The organism is Curtobacterium sp. ER1/6, from assembly GCF_001742745.1.
Taxonomy (GTDB): Bacteria; Actinomycetota; Actinomycetes; order Actinomycetales; family Microbacteriaceae; genus Curtobacterium; species Curtobacterium citri.
On the sequence record NZ_MJAK01000001.1, the window covers coordinates 359,713 to 377,987 of the forward strand.

Annotated in this window: 15 protein-coding genes and 1 tRNA gene; 14 read left to right on the top strand and 2 right to left on the bottom strand. The window is 72.8% G+C overall.

What is annotated here, in order from left to right:
- Positions 1 to 19: 19 nt before the first annotated feature.
- From Cus16_RS01615 to Cus16_RS01630, 4 genes are all read left to right on the top strand, one after another.
- The gene (locus tag Cus16_RS01615) at positions 20 to 1,348 is read left to right on the top strand and encodes an NAD(P)/FAD-dependent oxidoreductase (RefSeq protein WP_069710865.1); all 1,329 of its coding nucleotides are present in this window, start codon (positions 20 to 22) and stop codon (positions 1,346 to 1,348) included.
- Between the two features lie 140 nt (positions 1,349 to 1,488).
- Complete coding sequence (locus tag Cus16_RS01620) at positions 1,489 to 2,976, top strand: HD domain-containing protein (protein WP_069710866.1); 1,488 nt, start codon at positions 1,489 to 1,491, stop codon at positions 2,974 to 2,976.
- Between the two features lie 94 nt (positions 2,977 to 3,070).
- The gene (locus Cus16_RS01625) at positions 3,071 to 4,210 is read left to right on the top strand and encodes a zinc-dependent alcohol dehydrogenase (RefSeq protein ID WP_069710867.1); all 1,140 of its coding nucleotides are present in this window, start codon (positions 3,071 to 3,073) and stop codon (positions 4,208 to 4,210) included.
- 11 nt (positions 4,211 to 4,221) lie between these two features.
- The gene (locus Cus16_RS01630) at positions 4,222 to 4,803 is read left to right on the top strand and encodes a hypothetical protein (RefSeq protein WP_223246482.1); all 582 of its coding nucleotides are present in this window, start codon (positions 4,222 to 4,224) and stop codon (positions 4,801 to 4,803) included.
- Positions 4,804 to 4,968: 165 nt separating this feature from the next.
- Here the strand turns inward: Cus16_RS01630 and Cus16_RS01635 are convergent.
- Positions 4,969 to 5,054, bottom strand: a tRNA-Leu gene (locus tag Cus16_RS01635).
- A gap of 177 nt (positions 5,055 to 5,231) precedes the next feature.
- Between Cus16_RS01635 and Cus16_RS01640 the strand changes: the two genes are divergently transcribed.
- The 3 genes from Cus16_RS01640 (at position 5,232) to mshC (ending at position 8,672) form a co-directional block, all read left to right on the top strand.
- Positions 5,232 to 6,539, top strand: coding sequence for a M20/M25/M40 family metallo-hydrolase (locus Cus16_RS01640; protein ID WP_069710868.1), 1,308 nt, complete (start codon positions 5,232 to 5,234; stop codon positions 6,537 to 6,539).
- Between the two features lie 61 nt (positions 6,540 to 6,600).
- Positions 6,601 to 7,431, top strand: coding sequence for an undecaprenyl-diphosphate phosphatase (locus tag Cus16_RS01645; RefSeq protein WP_069710869.1), 831 nt, complete (start codon positions 6,601 to 6,603; stop codon positions 7,429 to 7,431).
- Positions 7,428 to 8,672 (top strand): cysteine--1-D-myo-inosityl 2-amino-2-deoxy-alpha-D-glucopyranoside ligase, encoded by a 1,245-nt coding sequence (gene mshC / locus Cus16_RS01650; RefSeq protein WP_069710870.1) that lies wholly within the window; start codon positions 7,428 to 7,430, stop codon positions 8,670 to 8,672. The genes Cus16_RS01645 and mshC overlap by 4 nt, the downstream gene beginning before the upstream one ends.
- Before the next feature lie 192 nt (positions 8,673 to 8,864).
- On the opposite strand, the gene Cus16_RS01655 is transcribed toward mshC, so the two are convergent.
- Positions 8,865 to 9,800 (bottom strand): proteasome assembly chaperone family protein, encoded by a 936-nt coding sequence (locus Cus16_RS01655; protein WP_069710871.1) that lies wholly within the window; start codon positions 9,798 to 9,800, stop codon positions 8,865 to 8,867.
- A 146-nt stretch (positions 9,801 to 9,946) separates the two neighbouring features.
- On the opposite strand from Cus16_RS01655, the gene Cus16_RS01660 reads away from it, so the two are divergent.
- The 7 genes from Cus16_RS01660 to Cus16_RS01690 all read left to right on the top strand — a co-directional run bounded on the left by Cus16_RS01660 (position 9,947) and on the right by Cus16_RS01690 (position 18,265).
- The gene (locus tag Cus16_RS01660) at positions 9,947 to 10,657 is read left to right on the top strand and encodes an HAD family hydrolase (protein ID WP_223246483.1); all 711 of its coding nucleotides are present in this window, start codon (positions 9,947 to 9,949) and stop codon (positions 10,655 to 10,657) included.
- Complete coding sequence (locus Cus16_RS01665; RefSeq protein WP_223246484.1) at positions 10,654 to 11,763, top strand: tRNA (adenine-N1)-methyltransferase; 1,110 nt, start codon at positions 10,654 to 10,656, stop codon at positions 11,761 to 11,763. Before Cus16_RS01660 ends, Cus16_RS01665 begins: the two co-directional genes overlap by 4 nt.
- Before the next feature lie 40 nt (positions 11,764 to 11,803).
- Complete coding sequence (locus Cus16_RS01670) at positions 11,804 to 12,727, top strand: FKBP-type peptidyl-prolyl cis-trans isomerase (protein ID WP_083263614.1); 924 nt, start codon at positions 11,804 to 11,806, stop codon at positions 12,725 to 12,727.
- Between the two features lie 73 nt (positions 12,728 to 12,800).
- Positions 12,801 to 13,874 (top strand): helix-turn-helix transcriptional regulator, encoded by a 1,074-nt coding sequence (locus Cus16_RS01675; RefSeq protein WP_069710872.1) that lies wholly within the window; start codon positions 12,801 to 12,803, stop codon positions 13,872 to 13,874.
- Entirely contained in the window at positions 13,867 to 14,838 is a 972-nt protein-coding gene (locus tag Cus16_RS01680; protein ID WP_069710873.1) for a helix-turn-helix transcriptional regulator, read from the top strand. Before Cus16_RS01675 ends, Cus16_RS01680 begins: the two co-directional genes overlap by 8 nt.
- A 233-nt stretch (positions 14,839 to 15,071) precedes the next feature.
- Positions 15,072 to 15,827: a twin-arginine translocase subunit TatC gene (tatC, locus tag Cus16_RS01685; protein ID WP_069711379.1), complete on the top strand. Its 756-nt coding sequence runs from the start codon at positions 15,072 to 15,074 to the stop codon at positions 15,825 to 15,827.
- Entirely contained in the window at positions 15,824 to 18,265 is a 2,442-nt protein-coding gene (locus Cus16_RS01690; protein WP_069710874.1) for a DEAD/DEAH box helicase, read from the top strand. Before tatC ends, Cus16_RS01690 begins: the two co-directional genes overlap by 4 nt.
- Positions 18,266 to 18,275 lie beyond the last annotated feature (10 nt).

The window sequence follows — 18,275 nt, forward strand, 5'->3', positions numbered from 1 at the left end:
AGTCCGGTAGACCGGACGCATGGCAGACTCGATCCCTCACGTCCTCGTCCTCGGCGGCGGTTCCGCTGGCTACACCACCGTCAAGCAGCTGCAGAAGCACGCCGCCACCGTGCCGATGCGCATCACGCTCGTGGACCAGAACACGTACTACACGTACCTGCCGTTCCTGCCCGAGGTCGCCGGTGGGCACATCGCCCCGAAGGACGTCACCTTCGAGCTGCGTCGTGCGCTCAAGAAGACCCGCGTCATCCAGGGCAAGGTGACGGGCATCTCGTCGAAGGACAAGACCGTCTCGATCGCCACGGCCGGCGGCGACGACCGCACCCTCGGCTACGACCAGCTCGTCGTCGCGCTCGGGTCGGTCACGCGCACCTTCCCGACCCCGGGCCTCGACGAGGTCGGCGTCGGCTTCAAGACCGTGGAGGAGGCCGCCTACGTCCGCGCGAAGCTGCTCGACAACATCGCGAAGGCCGCGGCGACGCGTGACGAGGACGAGCGTCGTCGCCTGCTCACCAGCATCTTCGTCGGCGGTGGCTACACCGGTGTCGAGGCGATCGGCGAGCTGTTCGACGTGTCGCAGGCCGCCATCGCCACCTACCCGTCGCTCGCGGGCGAGCAGCCGCGCTGGGTCCTCATCGACGCGCTGGACCGCGTCGCGCCGGAGGTCGGCCCCGAGCTGTCGAAGTGGACCCTCGAGTCGCTCCGTGCCCGCGGCATCGACGTCCGCCTGAAGACCACCATGCCGAGCTGCGAGGGCGGCGTCGTCAAGCTCTCCGACGGCGACGAGTTCGCCACCGGCCTGCTCGTCTGGACCGCCGGCGTCAAGCCGAACCCGCTCCTCGACGCGACCGACCTGCCGCGCGGCCCGAAGGGGCACCTCGCCGCGAACGCGAAGCTCCAGGTCGAGGCCGAGGACACGCACGAGGTCGTCCCGGGCGTCTGGGGCCTCGGCGACGTCGCGCAGGTCCCCGACCTGACGGCCGAGAAGCAGCCGGCGTACTACCCGCCGAACGCGCAGAACGCCGTCCGTCAGGCCGTCGTCGCCGCGGACAACGTGGTGGCCTCGATCACCGGCAAGCCGCTCGAGGAGTACCGCCACCCGTCGATCGGCACCGTCGCGTCGTACGGTGTCGGCAAGGGCGCGGCGAACATCAAGGGCGTCAAGATGACGAACCTGCTCGCCTGGCTCGCCCACCGCTCGTACCACGTCTACGCGATGCCGACCCTCAACCGGAAGGTCCGGATCGTCATCGGCTGGATCACCGGCGCGGTGTCCGGTCGCGACGCGACCTCGCTCATCAAGGAGACCGACCCGCGACGCAACTTCGTCGAGGCCTCCAAGAGCTGACGTCACCACCTGACGGACGGGAGGCGCGGTGCCGGCTGGCACCGCGCCTCCCGTCCGTCCACGGGTCGCGCGCGAGCGCCCGGTGCGGCAGACTGACCCCCTCGGTGCGCGAGCACGGAGGTCCCCGAGGACGGTCCTGCGTGCACGACACCACCCCCTGCCCCCGCTGCGGCGCGCGTCGCGACGACACGGTGCACCGCTGCCCCGCCGCCGCCGACGTGCTCGGTCTGCCGCCGGCCGCCCTGCGCGTGCTCGAGGTCCTGTCGGCCGTCGGACGCCCGGTCGTCGTCGGCGGCACCGTGCGGGATGCCCTGCTGCGGGAGGCGGGTGTCGCCCTCCCCGCGGCCACCGGACCCGACGTCGACGTCGAACTGCACGGCGCTCCGGGCACGGAGGTGGTGGTCGACGCGCTCCGGCGTGCCGGCGCCGTCGTCGTGACCGTCGGCGCGCAGTTCGCGGTGTGCAAGGTGCTGCTGGACGCGACGCACCTCGACGTCGCGGTCGTCCCCGGGGCGGTCGTCGACGACCCGGCCCTCGACCGCGCCGTCGCGGTCGCCTCCCGGCACCGCGACCTGACCGTCAACGCCGTCGCCTGGGATCCCGCACGAGGTGTCTTCCTCGACGCCGACCACGGGATCGACGACGCGCGGGACCGGGTGCTCCGGCACGCGTCCGACGCGTTCGGCGACGACCCGCTGCGGGTGCTCCGCGTCGTCCGGTTCGTCGCGCGGTACGGCTTCTCGGTGCACCCCGACACCGTCCGGCTCGCGCGGGCTCTGAGCGACCGGTGGGACACGATCGCGCACGAGCGGCTCTGGCCCGAGGTCCGGCGCCTCACCGAGGGGGACCACCTGTCCGCCGCGCTCGACGTCCTGCACGCGACGGACTGGGAACGGCACCTGCCGGAGCTGGCCGCGGTCCGCGACGTTCCGCAGGACCCCACCTGGCACCCGGAGGGGCCCGTGCACGTGCACAGCGGCCTCGCTGCCGACGCAGCAGCCCGGGCCTGCCGGGCGTCCGGGGCCGCCGGTGACCGACGTGTCGTCGTGGTGCTCGCGGCACTGCTGCACGACCTCGGCAAGGCGGGTGACGGGACGCAGCGGGTCGTCGACGCCGACGGGTCGGTCCGCATCCGCAGTATCGGGCACGAGGTGGCCGGGGCCGTCGCCGCGGCCGCCCTGCTCCGTCGCCTGGGTGCGCCGCGCTCGGTGGTCCGGGAGGTCGCGGTACTGGTCCGCGAACACATGGTGACGCACTCCACCCACGGCGCCCCACCGTCGCTCCCGGCCGCTCGCCGACTCCTGCGGCGGCTCGGTGGGGCGGTCGCGACCGCGGAGGCGTGGGCGCTCGTCTGCGAGGCGGACTCGCGGGGCCGGGGCCCGGCTGCGAGCAGCAGCGCGGCCGGGGCGTGGCTCGACGTGCTGCGGAGCGACCAGGTGTCGGGGCGTCGGACGGGCTTCGTGACCGGGCGCGACCTCGTCGACGCCGGACTCGCTCCGGGGCCGCGGTTCCGCGCGCTCCTGGCCGAGGCGGCCGAGGCACAGGACGACGGGGTGTTCGACGACGCGGCGTCCGGGCGGCGCTGGCTGGCGGCTCGCCTGGCGGAGGCGACCCCGGCCGGGGACTGACTCGCGGAGGCACGGATTGGACGCCGTGCGCGGACCTGGAACGGCACGCACGTGGCGTCGGTGAGCGTGGACGGCACGAGCGAGAGGAGCGCCCATGCGCGCCATGACCTACCGCGGGCCCTACCGGGTCCGCGTCGAGGAGAAGCCGGACCCCCGGATCGAGCACCCGAACGACGCCGTCGTGCGGGTCGAACGGGCCGCGATCTGCGGGTCGGACCTGCACCTGTACCACGGCATGATGCCGGACACCCGGATCGGGCACACGTTCGGCCACGAGTTCATCGGCGTCGTCGAGCAGGTCGGGTCGTCGGTCCAGAACCTGGCCGTGGGCGACCGCGTGATGGTGCCGTTCCACATCTCCTGCGGCAGCTGCTGGTTCTGCGCGCGGGGCCTGTTCACGAACTGCCACAACGTCAACCCGAACGCCACCGCGGTCGGTGGGATCTTCGGCTACTCGCACACCACGGGCGGCTACGACGGCGGGCAGGCGGAACGCGTGCGCGTGCCGTTCGCCGACGTCGGACCGCAGGTGATCCCCGACTGGCTCGACCCGGACGACGCCCTGATGATGACGGACGCGCTCGGCACCGGGTACTTCGGTGCGCAGCTGGCGTCGATCACCGAGGGCGACACCGTCGTCGTGCTGGGCGCCGGACCGGTCGGGTTGTACGCGGCGAAGTCAGCGTGGTTCATGGGGGCCGGCCGGGTGATCGTCGTCGACCAGCTGGAGTACCGGCTCGAGAAGGCACGGACGTTCGCCCACGCGGAGACGATCAACTTCGCCGAGGTGGACGACGTCGTGGTCGAGATGAAGCAGCAGACCGACTTCCTCGGCGCGGACAGCGTGATCGACGCCGTCGGGGCCGAGGCGGACGGCAACTTCACGCAGCAGCTCACCAGCGCGAAGCTGAAGCTGCAGGGCGGGTCGCCGACGGCGCTGAACTGGGCCATCGACGGCGTCCGGAAGGGCGGCACGGTGTCCGCCATGGGTGCCTACGGCCCGATCCCGAACGCGGTGAAGTTCGGCGACGCGATGAACAAGGGCGTCACCATCCACATGAACCAGGCGCCGGTGAAGCGCCAGTGGCCGCGGCTCCTGGAGCACATCCAGGCGGGTCACCTCAAGCCGAGCGAGATCATCACGCACCGGATCCCGCTGGAGCACATCGACGAGGCGTACCACCTGTTCTCGGCCAAGCTCGACGACTGCATCAAGACGGTGATCGTGCCGTGAAGGAGGGACCCGTGTCCGACCACACCCCGTACATCGGCGATCCGCCCCGTCGCGTCCCGACGGCGGCGGAACTGCGCGAGCGCATCCCCGGGTGGGGGAGCGACCTCGACCCAGCCGACCGTCCGTCGGTCCCGAAGCTGTCCCGAGAGGTCGGCTTCGCGTCCGGTGCGCACTGGGACGTGCCGGAGCAGCAGCCCGGCGCCGAGGGCCGCGAGCGGTCGATCGAGCACGCCCACGTCACGCCGGTGTTCGGGACGGCACAACCGCTGTCCGGGCTCGCCGGCGTCGTGAAGCGGTACGCCTACCGCCGGTTCAGCGAGGGACGACTGGCGCACTGGATGCTCCTCGTCCTCGGCGACCGGATCGACGTCGCCACGCACCGGGTGACGGACGCGCTGCGCGGCCGTCCGGACCGCGTCGTGCACGAGACCGGCGTGCGGGCGGAGATCGGCAACCGGCCGGTGGCCTCGCGATCCGGCTCGTCGCGCCGCGACCGGCGGCACCAGCTGCTCGACCCGGTGGTCGCCAACTGGGGCTGGCTCGCGGCGCTCGGCGGCGTCGTCCTGCTGGTGCGTCGCCTGCGGCGTCGCTGACGGAGCTCCGGCGACCCATCAGCCGGACGGGAGGCGCGGTACGAGCCCGCCCCGCGCCTCCCGTCCGCCTCCGTCGCCCTGAGCGAAGCGATGGCGATGCTCGCCGGGGAGCACCAACGAGAAGTGCCCCCGGGCCGAACGGCCAGGGGGCACTGCATCTTGTCGTGTCCGAGGGGGGACTTGAACCCCCACGCCCTAATACGGGCACTAGCACCTCAAGCTAGCGCGTCTACCATTTCCGCCACCCGGACAGGTGTTCTTCACTTGTTCGGCCGTCGCTCCGGGCTGTTTCCCCGGCGTTCCTGCCGAGAGAAGACACTAGCACGGGTCCGGAGGCCCGCTGCACACGGCCGTGCATCCCGGGCGAGTCCCGCACGTCGCCGCGGATCGGGGGCGGTCCGATGCGGGGTGCCCGGTAGCCTCGGGGCATGAGCGACGCCCAGCCGGACCTCGAGGCCACCGCAGCCATCGCGCGGGACCTCATCCGCATCGACACGACGAACTGGGGCGAGGGGAAGTCCCGCGGCGAGACCGAGGCGGCGCACTACGTCGAGGCGGCACTGCGCGACCTCGACCTCGAGCCGCAGCTGTTCGAGTCGGAGCCGGACCGCGTGAGCGTCGTCGCCCGCGTGCCGGGTCGGGACCGCGACAAGCCGGCGCTCGTCGTGCACGGGCACCTCGACGTCGTCCCGGCGGACCCGACGAACTGGTCGGTCGACCCGTTCGGCGGGGTCGTCCGCGACGGCATGCTGTGGGGCCGCGGTGCCGTCGACATGAAGAACATGGACGCGATGATGCTGACGTCGCTGTCGGACGTCATCGAGCGCCAGAGTGCGCCCGAGCGGGACCTCGTCATCGCCTACTTCGCCGACGAGGAGGCGGGCGGGGTGCTCGGTTCGCACCACGTCGTCGACCGGCACCCCGAGGTCTTCGCGGGTGCCACGGCCGCCATCAGCGAGGTCGGCGGCTACTCGATCACCCTCGGGGACCGGCGCGCGTACCTGCTGCAGACCGGCGAGAAGGCCCTGATGTGGGTGAAGCTCGTCGCCCGGGGCACGGCCGCGCACGGCTCGCACGTCATCCGCGACAACGCCGTCACGAAGGTCGCGGCCGCCGTCGCGCGCATCGGCAGCGAGGAGTGGCCGGTCCGGCTGTCGGCCACGACCGAGGCGATGGTCGCCGAGGTCGCCCGGTTCCTCGGCGTCGACCCGCAGACGACCGGCCCGGACGAGGTCGCGCTGGCCACGGGCTCGGCGTCGCGGTTCGTCCACGCCGCCCTGCACACGACGTCGAACCCGACGGTGCTCACCGCCGGGTACAAGCACAACGTCATCCCGGACACGGCCGAGGCGCTCGTCGACATCCGGTGCCTGCCGGGCGACGAGGACGCCGTGCTCGCGCGCGTCCGCGAACTGGCGGGCGACGAGGTCGAGGTCGTCACGTCCTTCCGCGACGTCGGCCTTGAGCAGGACTTCGGCGGCCCGCTCGTCGACGCCGTGCGCGACGTCCTCGGTCGGCACGACCCGGGCGCGCCGGTGCTGCCGTACCTGCTGTCCGGCGGCACCGACAACAAGGCCCTGTCGACGCTCGGCATCGCCGGCTACGGGTTCGTCCCGCTGCAGCTGCCCGCAGGCATCGACTTCCCCGCGATGTTCCACGGCGTCGACGAGCGGGTGCCGCTGAACTCGCTGGCCTTCGGGCGGCGCGTCCTCGGGGACCTGCTCGCGACGTACTGATACATTGCCGGGTCGCCTGCGCGGCACCGTCCTGCCTGCTGACCCCTGAAAGGCCCGCACGATGCACATCCTCGAGGCGATCTTCCTCGGCTTCGTGCAGGGACTCACCGAGTTCCTGCCCGTGTCCTCCAGCGCCCACCTGCGCATCGTCGGGCTGTTCCTGCCCGATGCCAAGGACCCGGGTGCGGCGTTCACCGCGGTGACGCAGCTCGGCACCGAGACCGCCGTGCTCATCTACTTCTGGAAGGACATCACCCGCATCGTCGGGCGGTGGTTCCGGTCGGTGTTCCGGCGCGACGTGCCGAAGGGCGACCCGGACGTCCGCCTCGGCTGGCTGGTCATCCTCGGCACGATCCCGATCGGCATCGCCGGCCTGGTGCTCAAGGACTCGATCGAGACGACGTTCCGGTCGCTGTGGATCGTCGCGATCGTGCTCATCGTCTTCGGCGTGGTGCTCGGCGTGCTCGACGTCGTCGGCCGCAAGGTCCGTCCGATCGAGCAGATGACGTTCCGGAGCGGGCTGCTCATCGGTGTGGCGCAGATGCTCGCCCTCGTGCCGGGTGTCTCGCGCTCCGGTGCGACGGTGTCGATGGGGCTCGCACTCGGGTACACCCGTCCGGCGGCCGCACGGTTCGCCTTCCTGCTCGCCGTCCCCGCGGTGTTCCTGTCCGGCTTCTACGAGGCCGCGACCAGCCTGGGCGACACTGGCGCACCATTCGGGCTCGTCGACACGCTCATCGCGACGGTCGTCGCGTTCGTCGTCGGGTTCGTCGTGATCGCCGCCTTCATGAACTACATCGCCAAGCGCAGCTTCCTCCCCTTCGTGGTCTACCGGATCGCACTCGGTATCGTGCTCATCGTGTTGTTGTCGCTCGGAGTGATCCAGCCGTGAGGGCCTGGCAGGCCCCGTCCGTCCCCGAGGTCCCGGGGGACGCCCCGCGTCCCGTCGTGCACGACACGGCGGCCGGGCACCCCGTCGACCCGACCCGGGGCGAGGAGCGTGCGGCGCTCTACGTCTGCGGGATCACGCCCTACGACGCCACCCACCTCGGGCACGCGGCGACCTACCTGGCGTTCGACACGCTCGGCCGGGCCTGGCGCGACGCCGGGCTCGAGGTCGAGTACGCGCAGAACACCACGGACGTCGACGACCCGCTGCTCGAGCGGGCGACGCGCGACGGCGTCGACTGGCGCGAGCTCGCGGCCTCGCAGATCGACCTGTTCCGCCGCGACATGGAGGCGCTCCGCGTCCTGCCGCCGGACGACTTCGTGGCCGTGACGGACGAGGTCGAGCGGATCGCCGAGGCGGTCGCGTACCTGCAGGAGACGGGCTACGCGTACGACGTGCCCACCGAGGACTCCGAGGGCGACGACGTCTACTTCGACGTCAACCGCCCCACCGAGGCGTGGGCGCTCGGCGACGAGAGCCGCCTGGACCGCGAGACCATGCTCGCGCTGTCGGCCGAGCGCGGCGGGGACCCGGACCGCGCCGGCAAGCGCGACCCGCTCGACCCCCTGCTCTGGCGTGCCGAGCGCGCCGGGGAGCCGAGCTGGGACACCGAACTGGGCCCGGGCCGGCCCGGCTGGCACATCGAGTGCAGCGTGATCGCGGGCGACAAGCTCGGCCTGCCGATCAGCGTGCAGGGCGGCGGCAGCGACCTCGTCTTCCCGCACCACGAGATGAGCGCCGGGCACGCCGCCGCGCTCGCGCACCAGCCGCTCGCCAACGCCTTCGTGCACACCGGGATGATCGCCTACCAGGGGTCGAAGATCTCGAAGTCGCTCGGGAACCTCGTCACCGTGCGCGGACTGCTCGACGACGGCGCGGACCCGCGGGCGATCCGGCTCGCGCTGCTGTCGCACAAGTACTCGGACGACTGGGAGTGGTTCGACGGCGAGCTGTCGAGCGCGACCACCCGCCTGACGTCGTGGGACGAGTGGGCGACCGGTGCACGCGAGGGGCACGTCGACGACGCGGAGGAGGCGATCGCCCGGATCCGTGCCCGTGTCGCCGACGACCTGGACACGCCGGGGGCGGTCGCGGCCGTCGACACGGCCATCGCGGCGGGGACGCGCGCGACGCCGGAGCTCGTCGACCTCGTCGACGCCGTGCTCGGCATCCGTCTGGGCTGACCGCGGGGTCCGCCCGGCCCCGAGTGGGCACGACACGCCGCAGGTGTGCCTCCGGACGGGCGGAATCCGTCGGGCAGGGCAGCCGAGCGTGACGGAAGCGGCCCACTCGATCCGGGGGCCGTCCCGGGCCGCGACGGACGGGAGGCGCGGTGCGAGCCGGCACCGCGCCTCCCGTCCGTCCCGTGGTCCGGACTACTGCTGCGGCGGCTGCGGGGGCCGCCACGGGCCCTCGCCACCGGCGGTGCCGCCGTCCTTGCCGTCCTTGCGCTCACGACGGCGGAGGTACTGCTCGAACTCCTGGGCGATGGCGTCGCCGGAGGCCTCGGGGGAGTCGACCGTGTCGCGCGCCTGCTCGAGCTGCCCGATGTAGCTGGCCATGTCCTCGTCGTCGGCGGCGAGGGCGTCGATGCCCTCCTCCCACTCGGTCGCCTCGTCGAGCAGGGTGCCGCGCGGCACCGTGACGTCGGCGAGTTCCTCGAGCTTGTCGAGCAGCGACAGGGTGGCCTTCGGCGACGGCGAGTTGTGCACGTAGTGCGGCACCGAGGCCCAGAGCGACAGCGTGGTGAGCCCGGCGGTGTCCATCGCGTCGGACAGCACGCCGAGGATGCCGGTCGGTCCCTCGTACGTCGACCGGTCGACGTCGAACGCCGAGCGGACCCCGGCGTTCTCGCTGGACACGAAGACCGAGATGGGCCGGGTGTGCGGCACGTCGGCGAGCATCGCGCCGACGAACACGACCGCGTCGATCGAGTGGACGTCCGCGAGGTCGACGACCTCGGCGCAGAAGCCGCGCCAGGTGCGCGACGGCTCCGGGCCGACGAGCACGAACACGTCGCGCTCGGACTCCGAGCCGGTGGCGCCGATCACGGGGCGGCCCTCGGCGCCAGGGCCGTAGAGCACGATGCGGGGCCACTGGATGCCGCGGGAGCCGTCCTCGGCCGTCCCGACGTTCGGCCGGTTGAACTGGTAGTCGACGTACCGCTCGCCGTCGATCTCGCGCAGCTCGTCGAGCTCCAGCGCGTCGACGATGCGCCGCGCGAGGCCGCTGGCCGCGTCGCCGGCGTCGTTCCAGCCCTCGAACGCGACGACGAGCAGGCGGCCGTCGCTGAAGGGGGAGTGCTGTGGCACGGAGGGGCCTCCTGGTGGTGGAGCGGGGCGCACGCGACGCCGCGCGCGGCCGGACAGGGTCGATCACCCAGGATAGGCCTCGGGTCGGCGTCGGCACCGCCCCGTCCGCCCGGAGCGGAACGCGCGCCCCGGTAGACTCGTCGCCCGTGACCGCCCAGCACCCCGAACGCGTCCTCCCCGCAGCCGTGCTGTGGGACATGGACGGCACGATCATCGACACCGAGCCGATCTGGCAGCAGTCCCAGGTCGAGCTGACCGCTCGCCACGGCGCCGTGTGGACCCACGAGGACGGCCTGTCGCTGGTGGGCAGCGGCCTCGAGCGCTCGGGCGAGATCCTGCGCGACCGCGGTGTCGACATGGAGGTCGAGGAGATCGTCCAGTGGATGACCGACTACGTGATGGAGCGCCTGCAGGCGGCCGAGCTGCCGTGGCGGCCCGGTGCCCGCGAACTGCTCGAGGAGTTGCACGACCGCGGCATCCCGACGGCCCTCGTCACGATGTCGCGGCGGAAGATGGCCCTCGTCGCCGCCGACGCGCTCGGTGCCAGCGGCTTCCGCGTGGTCGTCGCCGGTGACGACGTCGACCGCCCGAAGCCCCACCCGGACGCCTACCTGTCCGCCGCCGCGCAGCTCGGCGTCGACCCCACCGCCTGCGTCGCGATCGAGGACTCGGCGACCGGCGTCGCCTCGGCCGTCGCGTCCGGCGCGGTGACCGTCGCGGTCGAGCACATCGTGCCGCTGTCCGAGATCGCGGGCGGCGACGTCCACCTGACGACCCTGGCCGACGTCGACGTCGACCGCCTGGTCGAGCTGACCACCCCGGCCCTCGCGGCCCGCACCGAGACGGCGAACCGATGACCGACGCACAGTCCCCGACCGGCACCGACGGCACCGCCGCGCTGCCGCACACCGCGGGCGGTGCCCCGCACACCCCGCCCCGCGGCCCGTTCCGCGCCGGCGACCGCGTGCAGCTCACCGGTCCGAAGGGCAAGCTCACGACGCTGTCCCTGGAGACCGCGGGGGAGTACCACACGCACCGCGGCGTGCTCCGGCACGACGACGTCATCGGGCAGCCCGACGGTTCGGTGATCCGCGCGAGCACGGGCGACGAGTACCTCGCGCTCCGGCCGCTCCTCAACGACTACGTCATGTCGATGCCCCGCGGTGCGGCGATCGTCTACCCGAAGGACGCCGCTCAGATCGTCGCGTTCGCCGACGTTTTCCCCGGCGCCCGCGTCGTCGAGGCCGGCGTCGGGTCGGGCGCGCTCTCGCTCTTCCTGCTGCGCGCCATCGGCCCCACCGGCCGGCTGCAGTCCTTCGAGCGCCGCGAGGAGTTCGCCGCGATCGCCCGCGGCAACGTCGGCACCTTCCTCGGCGCCGTGCCGGACAACTGGTCGGTGACCGTCGGCGACCTCGTCGAGGAGCTCCCCGGCGCGGCCGAGCCCCAGAGCGTCGACCGCGTGGTCCTCGACATGCTCGCCCCGTGGGAGTGCGTCGACGCCGCTGCCGACGCCCTCGTGCCCGGCGGCCTGATCGTCTGCTACGTCGCCACCGTGACGCAGCTCTCCCGCACGGCCGAGGCGCTCCGCGACACCGGCCGCTTCACCGACCCGCAGTCGAGCGAGACGCTCGTGCGGACCTGGCACGTCGAGGGGCTCGCGGTCCGTCCGGACCACCGCATGGTCGGGCACACCGGTTTCCTGGTCACCGCACGTCGACTGGCGGACGGTGTCGTCCTGCCGAACCTGAAGCGTCGCGCAGGCAAGGCGGAGTTCTCCGACGAGGACGTCGAGGCGTGGACGCCCGGCGCCGTGGGCGAGCGGTCGGCGAGCGACAAGAAGCTCCGCAAGGTCGCCCGCCAGGCCGCGGCACAGGCGCGACGCGTCGCCGCCGCCGAGGCCGGGTCCGCGGCCGGCTCCGAGGCCGGCTCCGGGCCGGACGACGCCCCCGACGGCGACCGCTAGGCTACGCATGCCCGTCCTGCACCGAACGGAAAGAGGGTCCGTGCGCACCATCCCCGCACTCCTGGTCACCATCGGCCTCGTCGCGTCGCTGACCGCGTGCGCGTCCAGCGGTGCCGGCTCGACGCCGTCCGCCTGCGCGCCCCCCGGTGCCGCCTCGGAAGCCGTCACGGCGACCGGCGCGTTCGGGAAGGAGCCGAAGGTCACGGTCCCGTCCGGGCTCACCACGACGGGCACGCAGGTCTCGGTCCTGCGCTCGGGCGACGGCCGGGAGATCGAGGACGGCACCCCCGCCCTCATCGAGTACACCCTCGTCGACGGCGCGACGGGCCAGGTCGCGCAGACCAGCGGTTACTCCGGCCAGACCGCCCCGATCACCGCGGGCGCCGAGAACTACGGGCCGCTCGGCACCGCGCTCGAGTGCGCGCACGTGGGCGACCGGCTCGCCGTCGCGCTCCCGAAGAGCGCGCTCAGCGGTGGCGCGTCCGCCAGCGCTCCGTCGGGCAAGGAGGAGGACGCGGTCGTCGCGATCGTCGACGTCCGGCGCGCCTTCGACGCCCGCGCGACCGGCACGCCGCAGCTCGCCGGTGACGGCATGCCCGCCGTCGTCCTCGCGCCGTCCGGTGCCCCCGGCATCACCATCCCGTCCTGGAGTGCGCCGAAGGACGACGCACTCCACCTGCTCCGCAAGGGGTCGGGCGCGGAGCTCACCGCGAAGGACACCGCGGTCGTCAAGTACACGGCCGTCTCCTGGGCCGGCAGCACCGGCGACTCGTCGGTCGTCGGGTCGAGCTGGACCGACGGCTCGGGCGCGCAGACCATCCCGCTGGCGAAGGGCCAGGTCATCGACGGCGTCCGCGACGCCCTCCTCGGCCACCGCGTCGGCGACCAGGTCCTGGCGATCGTCCACCAGCAGGGCCAGGCCACCGCGTACGTCATCGACGTGCTCGGGAAGATGCCCGCCTGAGGCCTGTCGGACCGTCCACCAACCGCGGCGCGGGTGCACTCCGGTGCACCCGCGCTGCCGTAGGATCGGGCTCGTGCCAGCGACCCGAGCCCCCCGCGTGCCCGCCGAGGAGCGGCTCTTCAGCCTCGTGCTCGCGCTGCTCTCGACGGAGTCGGGGCTGACCAAGGCGGAGATCCTGGCCAACGTCCAGGGCTACCGCCAGCGCTGGACCGCCGGTGGCGACAACGCCTCGCTGGAGCGGCAGTTCGAGCGTGACAAGGACGACGTCCGCGAGCTCGGGATCCCGCTCGAGACGATCGAGACCCCGGGCGCCGCCGGCAACAACCAGACGCTGCGCTACCGGATCCCGAAGGGCGAGTACGACCTGCCGCTCGACGTCCGCTTCACACCGGACGAGTCCGCCCTGCTGTCCCTCGCCGCGATGGCCTGGCGCGAGGGCGCACTGTCCACGGACTCCCGCCGCGCACTGCTCAAGGTGCGCTCGGCCGGCGCCGACGAGGGCGACGCGACGACCGCGGCGCACCCCACCGACATCGCCGCCTACGCGCCGCGGCTCCGGGCGCGCGACGCCGCGTTCGAGCCGCTGCGCTCGGCGCTCGACCGTGCCGCGGCGGTGCGCTTCGACTACATCACCCCGGGTGAGCACGAGCCGCGACGCCGGGAACTCGCCCCGCTGGCGCTCGTGCAGCACGGCGGCCGCTGGATGCTCGCGGCGCACGAGTTCGCCACCGGCGGCACGAAGAACTACCTGCTGTCCCGGATCGTCGGACCGGTCTCGGCGTACGAGGCCGGCCGGCACCCGGCGCCGGCGGGCGCGGGGGAGCGCGCGCTGGCCGAGCTCGACCGGGTCTGGTCCGAGCGCTCCGCGCGGATCGCCGTCGTCCCGGGCTCGGACGCCGAGCGTCGGCTGCAGCGACGCCGCGGCACCGAGGTCGACTCCGACGGGGTCCTCGTCCTGCACCACGTCGACCCGCAGATCCTCGCCGAGGAGCTCGCGGCGTTCGGGCCGGAGGTCCGCGTGCTCGAACCGGCCGCCCTGCGCGACCGGGTCGTCGCCCGGCTGCGCGGGCTCGTCGCCGACCACGCGGACCACGCCGACGACACCGCCGCGGCGGGCACCGAGCGGACCGGAGGCGCCCGTGGCTGACCAGCAACCCCTGCAGGCGCAGGACAAGCTCGCCTTCCTGCTCGTGCTGGTGCCGTACCTCATCGACCACGAGCGCGTCTCGGTCGCCGAGGCGGCCCGGCACTTCGGCGTGCCGGAGCAGCGGATCCGTCGCGCGGTGGAGCTCATCGCGGTGTCCGGCGTGCCCGGCGAGACGATGCAGTACCAGCACGGCGACCTCTTCGACATCGCCTGGGACGACTTCGAGCAGAACGACATGATCGTGCTGACGAACCTGGTGGCGATCGACGACTCCCCGCGGCTCTCCGCGCGCGAGGCCTCGGCGCTCATCGCCGGCCTGCAGTACCTGTCCGCCCTGCCCGAGGCCGCCGACCGCGACGCGATCCGGGCGCTGATGGCGAAGCTCTCCCGCGGCGCCGGCGGTGCCGCGTCGAACGTGGCCGTCGGCCAGGACCTCCACGACGCCGCGCTCACCACGATCCGCAGCGCCGTCGCGGGCGGCCGCGGGCTCGCGTTCGAGTACGTCGGGCCCCGCACCCAGGGCGGGACCCGCCGGGTCGACCCGCTGCGCGTCGAGTCGATCGACACCGACTGGTACCTGCGCGCGTGGGACCTGGACCGGCAGGCACTCCGGACGTTCCGACTCGACCGCATGTCGAACGTGCGCGTGGACGACCGCGCCGCCGAGAAGACGATCGACGACGTCGTGCTCCCGGACACCCTGTTCCAGCAGTCCGGCGGCGACGTCATCGTCACGGTCGAGCTCGACTGCTCGTCGCTGCCGCTCGTGGCCGACTACCTCGCCGACACGGCCGACGCCGAGGACGCCGACGGCCGCGTGCGCATCCGCCTCGCCGCGTCGAACGGCTTCGACGGGGTGGTGCGCCTGGTCGCGGGCCTGCCCGGTCGCGCCGTCGTCATCGACCCGCCGGCCGCGCGCGCCGCGGTGCGGGCCTTCGCCGAGGCGGCCCTCGCCGCCGAGTGAGGCGGCTCGCGCCACCGGGTGCAGCGTCGTCCGCGTCGGCGCGGGCGAGCCGACGGCGGACGGGAGGCGCGGGTCGGGCCCGCCCCGCGCCTCCAGTCCGGACACGGGCTGTGCGTCCGTCCACCGCGGCGAGTCTGTCGGTGCCGGTCCCGTAGGATCGGTCCATGGCTTCGACGACCGCGAGCGGGCGAGCGGAGCGGCCCGGTCGTCCGAAGAAGGACACCGAGGGCCGCATGTCGCTCGGGCAGCACCTCATCGAGCTGCGCAACCGCCTGTTCAAGGCCGTCCTCGCGGTCGTCGTGTGCGCGATCGGCGGTTGGTTCCTCACGCCGTTCGTCCTCGACGCACTGCGCTCACCGGTCACGCAGCTGGCCGAGGTCGGCGGGCACACCGCCGAGCTGAACTTCCCGATGATCACCGGGGCGTTCGACCTGCGCCTGCAGATCGCCGTCACCATCGGTGTGGTCATCTCGAGCCCGATCTGGCTGTACCAGGTCTGGGCCTTCATCGTGCCGGCGCTCGTCCGCCGCGAGAAGCAGTACGTGTTCGGCTTCCTCGGCACCGCGATCCCGCTGTTCTTCGCCGGCTGCTGGTTCGGCTGGTACGTCCTGCCGCACATCGTCGGGATCCTCGGCAGCTTCGTGTCCAGCCAGGACACCTCGATCGTCGACGCGAAGGCGTACTACGACTTCGTCATCAAGCTCATCGTCGCGGTCGGGATCGCCTTCGTCCTGCCGGTGTTCCTCGTGCTGCTGAACTTCGTCGGCGTGCTCTCGGCGAGTTCGATCATCAAGAGCTGGCGCGTGGCGATCCTGTGCATCCTGGTGTTCTGCGCCATCGTGACCCCGTCGGCGGACGTCATCTCGATGTTCCTGCTCGCGGTGCCGATGACGGTGCTCTACGTCGCCGCGTGCATCATCACGTGGTTCCACGACCGCCGGCTCGCGAAGAAGCAGGCGAAGCTCGACGAGGAGTACGGGATCTCATGACGACCGGCCTCAGCCCCGCGGAGCGGTTCCAGGCGGCGAAGGTCCGCAACCGCTCGCGCAACCTCGAGCTCTTCCGGACCGACCTGCGCTTCGACCTCGACCCGTTCCAGATCGCCGCGTGCGACGCGCTCGACCAGGGCCGCAGCGTCCTGGTCGCCGCCCCGACCGGTGCCGGCAAGACGATCGTCGCCGAGTTCGCGATCTGGCTCGCGATGCGCCAGCCCACGGCGAAGGTGTTCTACACGACGCCGATGAAGGCGCTGAGCAACCAGAAGTACGCCGAGCTCGTCGCCGAGTACGGCGAGTCCGAGGTCGGACTGCTGACCGGGGACACGAACGTCAACCCGCGCGCCCGCGTCGTCGTGATGACGACCGAGGTGCTCCGCAACATGATCTACGCGGACTCCGAGCTGCTCGACGACCTGGCGTGGGTCGTGCTCGACGAGGTGCACTACCTGGCCGACCGGTTCCGCGGGGCCGTGTGGGAAGAGGTCATCCTGCACCTGCCGACCGAGGTCCGGCTGGTGTCGCTCAGCGCGACCGTGTCGAACGCCGAGGAGTTCGGCGACTGGCTGCAGACCGTCCGCGGCGACACCGACGTCATCGTGTCCGAGGACCGTCCGGTACCGCTCGAGCAGCACGTGCTCGTCGGCAACAAGATGGTCGACCTGTTCGACTCCAGCGGGGCGGCGGCGACGAACCGTGTCAACCCGGAGCTCCTGCGGCTCGTCGGCGGCGGTGCCCGGAGTGAGCGGAACGGCGGCGGACACCGCGGCCGTCGTGGTCGCGGCGGCTACCCGGAGCGCCGGGGTCCGCGCACCGAGAAGATGTACCGCGAGCAGATCGCGAAGGTGCTCGACGAGCGCATGCTGCTGCCCGCGATCTTCTTCGTGTTCAGCCGCAACGGCTGCGACCAGGGCGTCCGCCAGGTGCTCCGGTCCGGCATCTCGCTGACGACGGCCGACGAGCGCAACGAGATCCGCGAGACCGCCGAGTACCACTGCCGCACGCTGCTCGACGAGGACCTCGCCGTGCTCGGCTACTGGGAGTGGCTCGAGGGTCTCGAGCGCGGGGTCGCCGCCCACCACGCCGGACTCCTGCCGGCGTTCAAGGAGGTCGTCGAGGACCTCTTCCGCCGCAAGCTCCTCAAGGTCGTCTTCGCCACCGAGACCCTGGCGCTCGGCGTCAACATGCCGGCGCGCACCGTCGTGCTCGAGAAGCTCGAGAAGTTCAACGGCGAGGCCCGGGTCCCGATCACGCCGGGGGAGTACACGCAGCTCACCGGTCGCGCCGGTCGTCGGGGGATCGACGTCGAGGGGCACTCGGTCATCCAGTGGTCCGACGGTCTCGACCCGCAGGCCGTGGCCTCGCTCGCGAGCCGCCGCACCTACCCGCTCAACTCGTCGTTCAAGCCGACGTACAACATGGCCGTGAACCTCATCGAGCAGTTCGGCCGCCAGCGCACGCGCGAGGTGCTCGAGACGTCGTTCGCGCAGTTCCAGGCGGACCGCTCGGTCGTCGACCTGGCCCGGAAGGTCCGCTCGCAGCAGGAGTCGCTCGACGGGTACCAGCGCGCGATGGAGTGCCACCTCGGCGACTTCACCGAGTACGCCGCCCTCCGTCGCCGCCTGTCCGACCTCGAGCGCACGAACGTGCCCGGCGGCCGCGAGGCCTCGCACGGCGCCCGCCAGGAGCGCCAGGCCGCGATCACGGACGTCCGTCGGCAGATGCAGCGGCACCCGTGCCACGCCTGCCCCGACCGGGAGGCGCACGCCCGCTGGGCCGAGCGCTGGTACAAGCTCAAGCGCGGGCACGACAAGCTCGTGCAGCAGATCCGGTCGCGCACCGGTGCGGTCGCGACGACGTTCGACCGCGTCACCGACGTGCTCCTGCAGCTCGGGTACCTCGTCGTCACCGGCGACGACGAGGCGACGGTCGCCGCGGGCGGCCGGCGCCTGCAGCGCATCTACGGGGAGCGCGACCTGCTCGTCGCGGAGTGCCTCGAGGCCGGGGTCTGGAAGGACCTCACCCCCGCGCAGCTCGCCGCGATGGCCGCCACGATCGTCTACCAGCCCCGCCGCGAGGACGCGCCCGGCACCGAGCACGCCCTGCCGCGCGGGGCGTTCCGGCCGGCCCTCGACGAGACCCTGACGATCTGGGCGCGCCTCGACGACATCGAGCGCGACGCCCGGCTCGCGGGGTCGCAGCCGCCGACCCCGGCGATGTCGGTGGGCATGTTCCGCTGGGCGTCCGGTTCGGCGCTCGACGACGTCCTGCGCACGCTCGACATGCCCGCCGGCGACTTCGTCCGCTGGTCGAAGCAGGTCATCGACCTGCTCGACCAGGTCCGGAACGCCGGCGACGACGACCTCGCCCAGACCGCCCGCCGTGCGACGGACGCGGTCCGCCGCGGCATCGTCGCCTACGCGACGGTCTGACGGGAGGAAC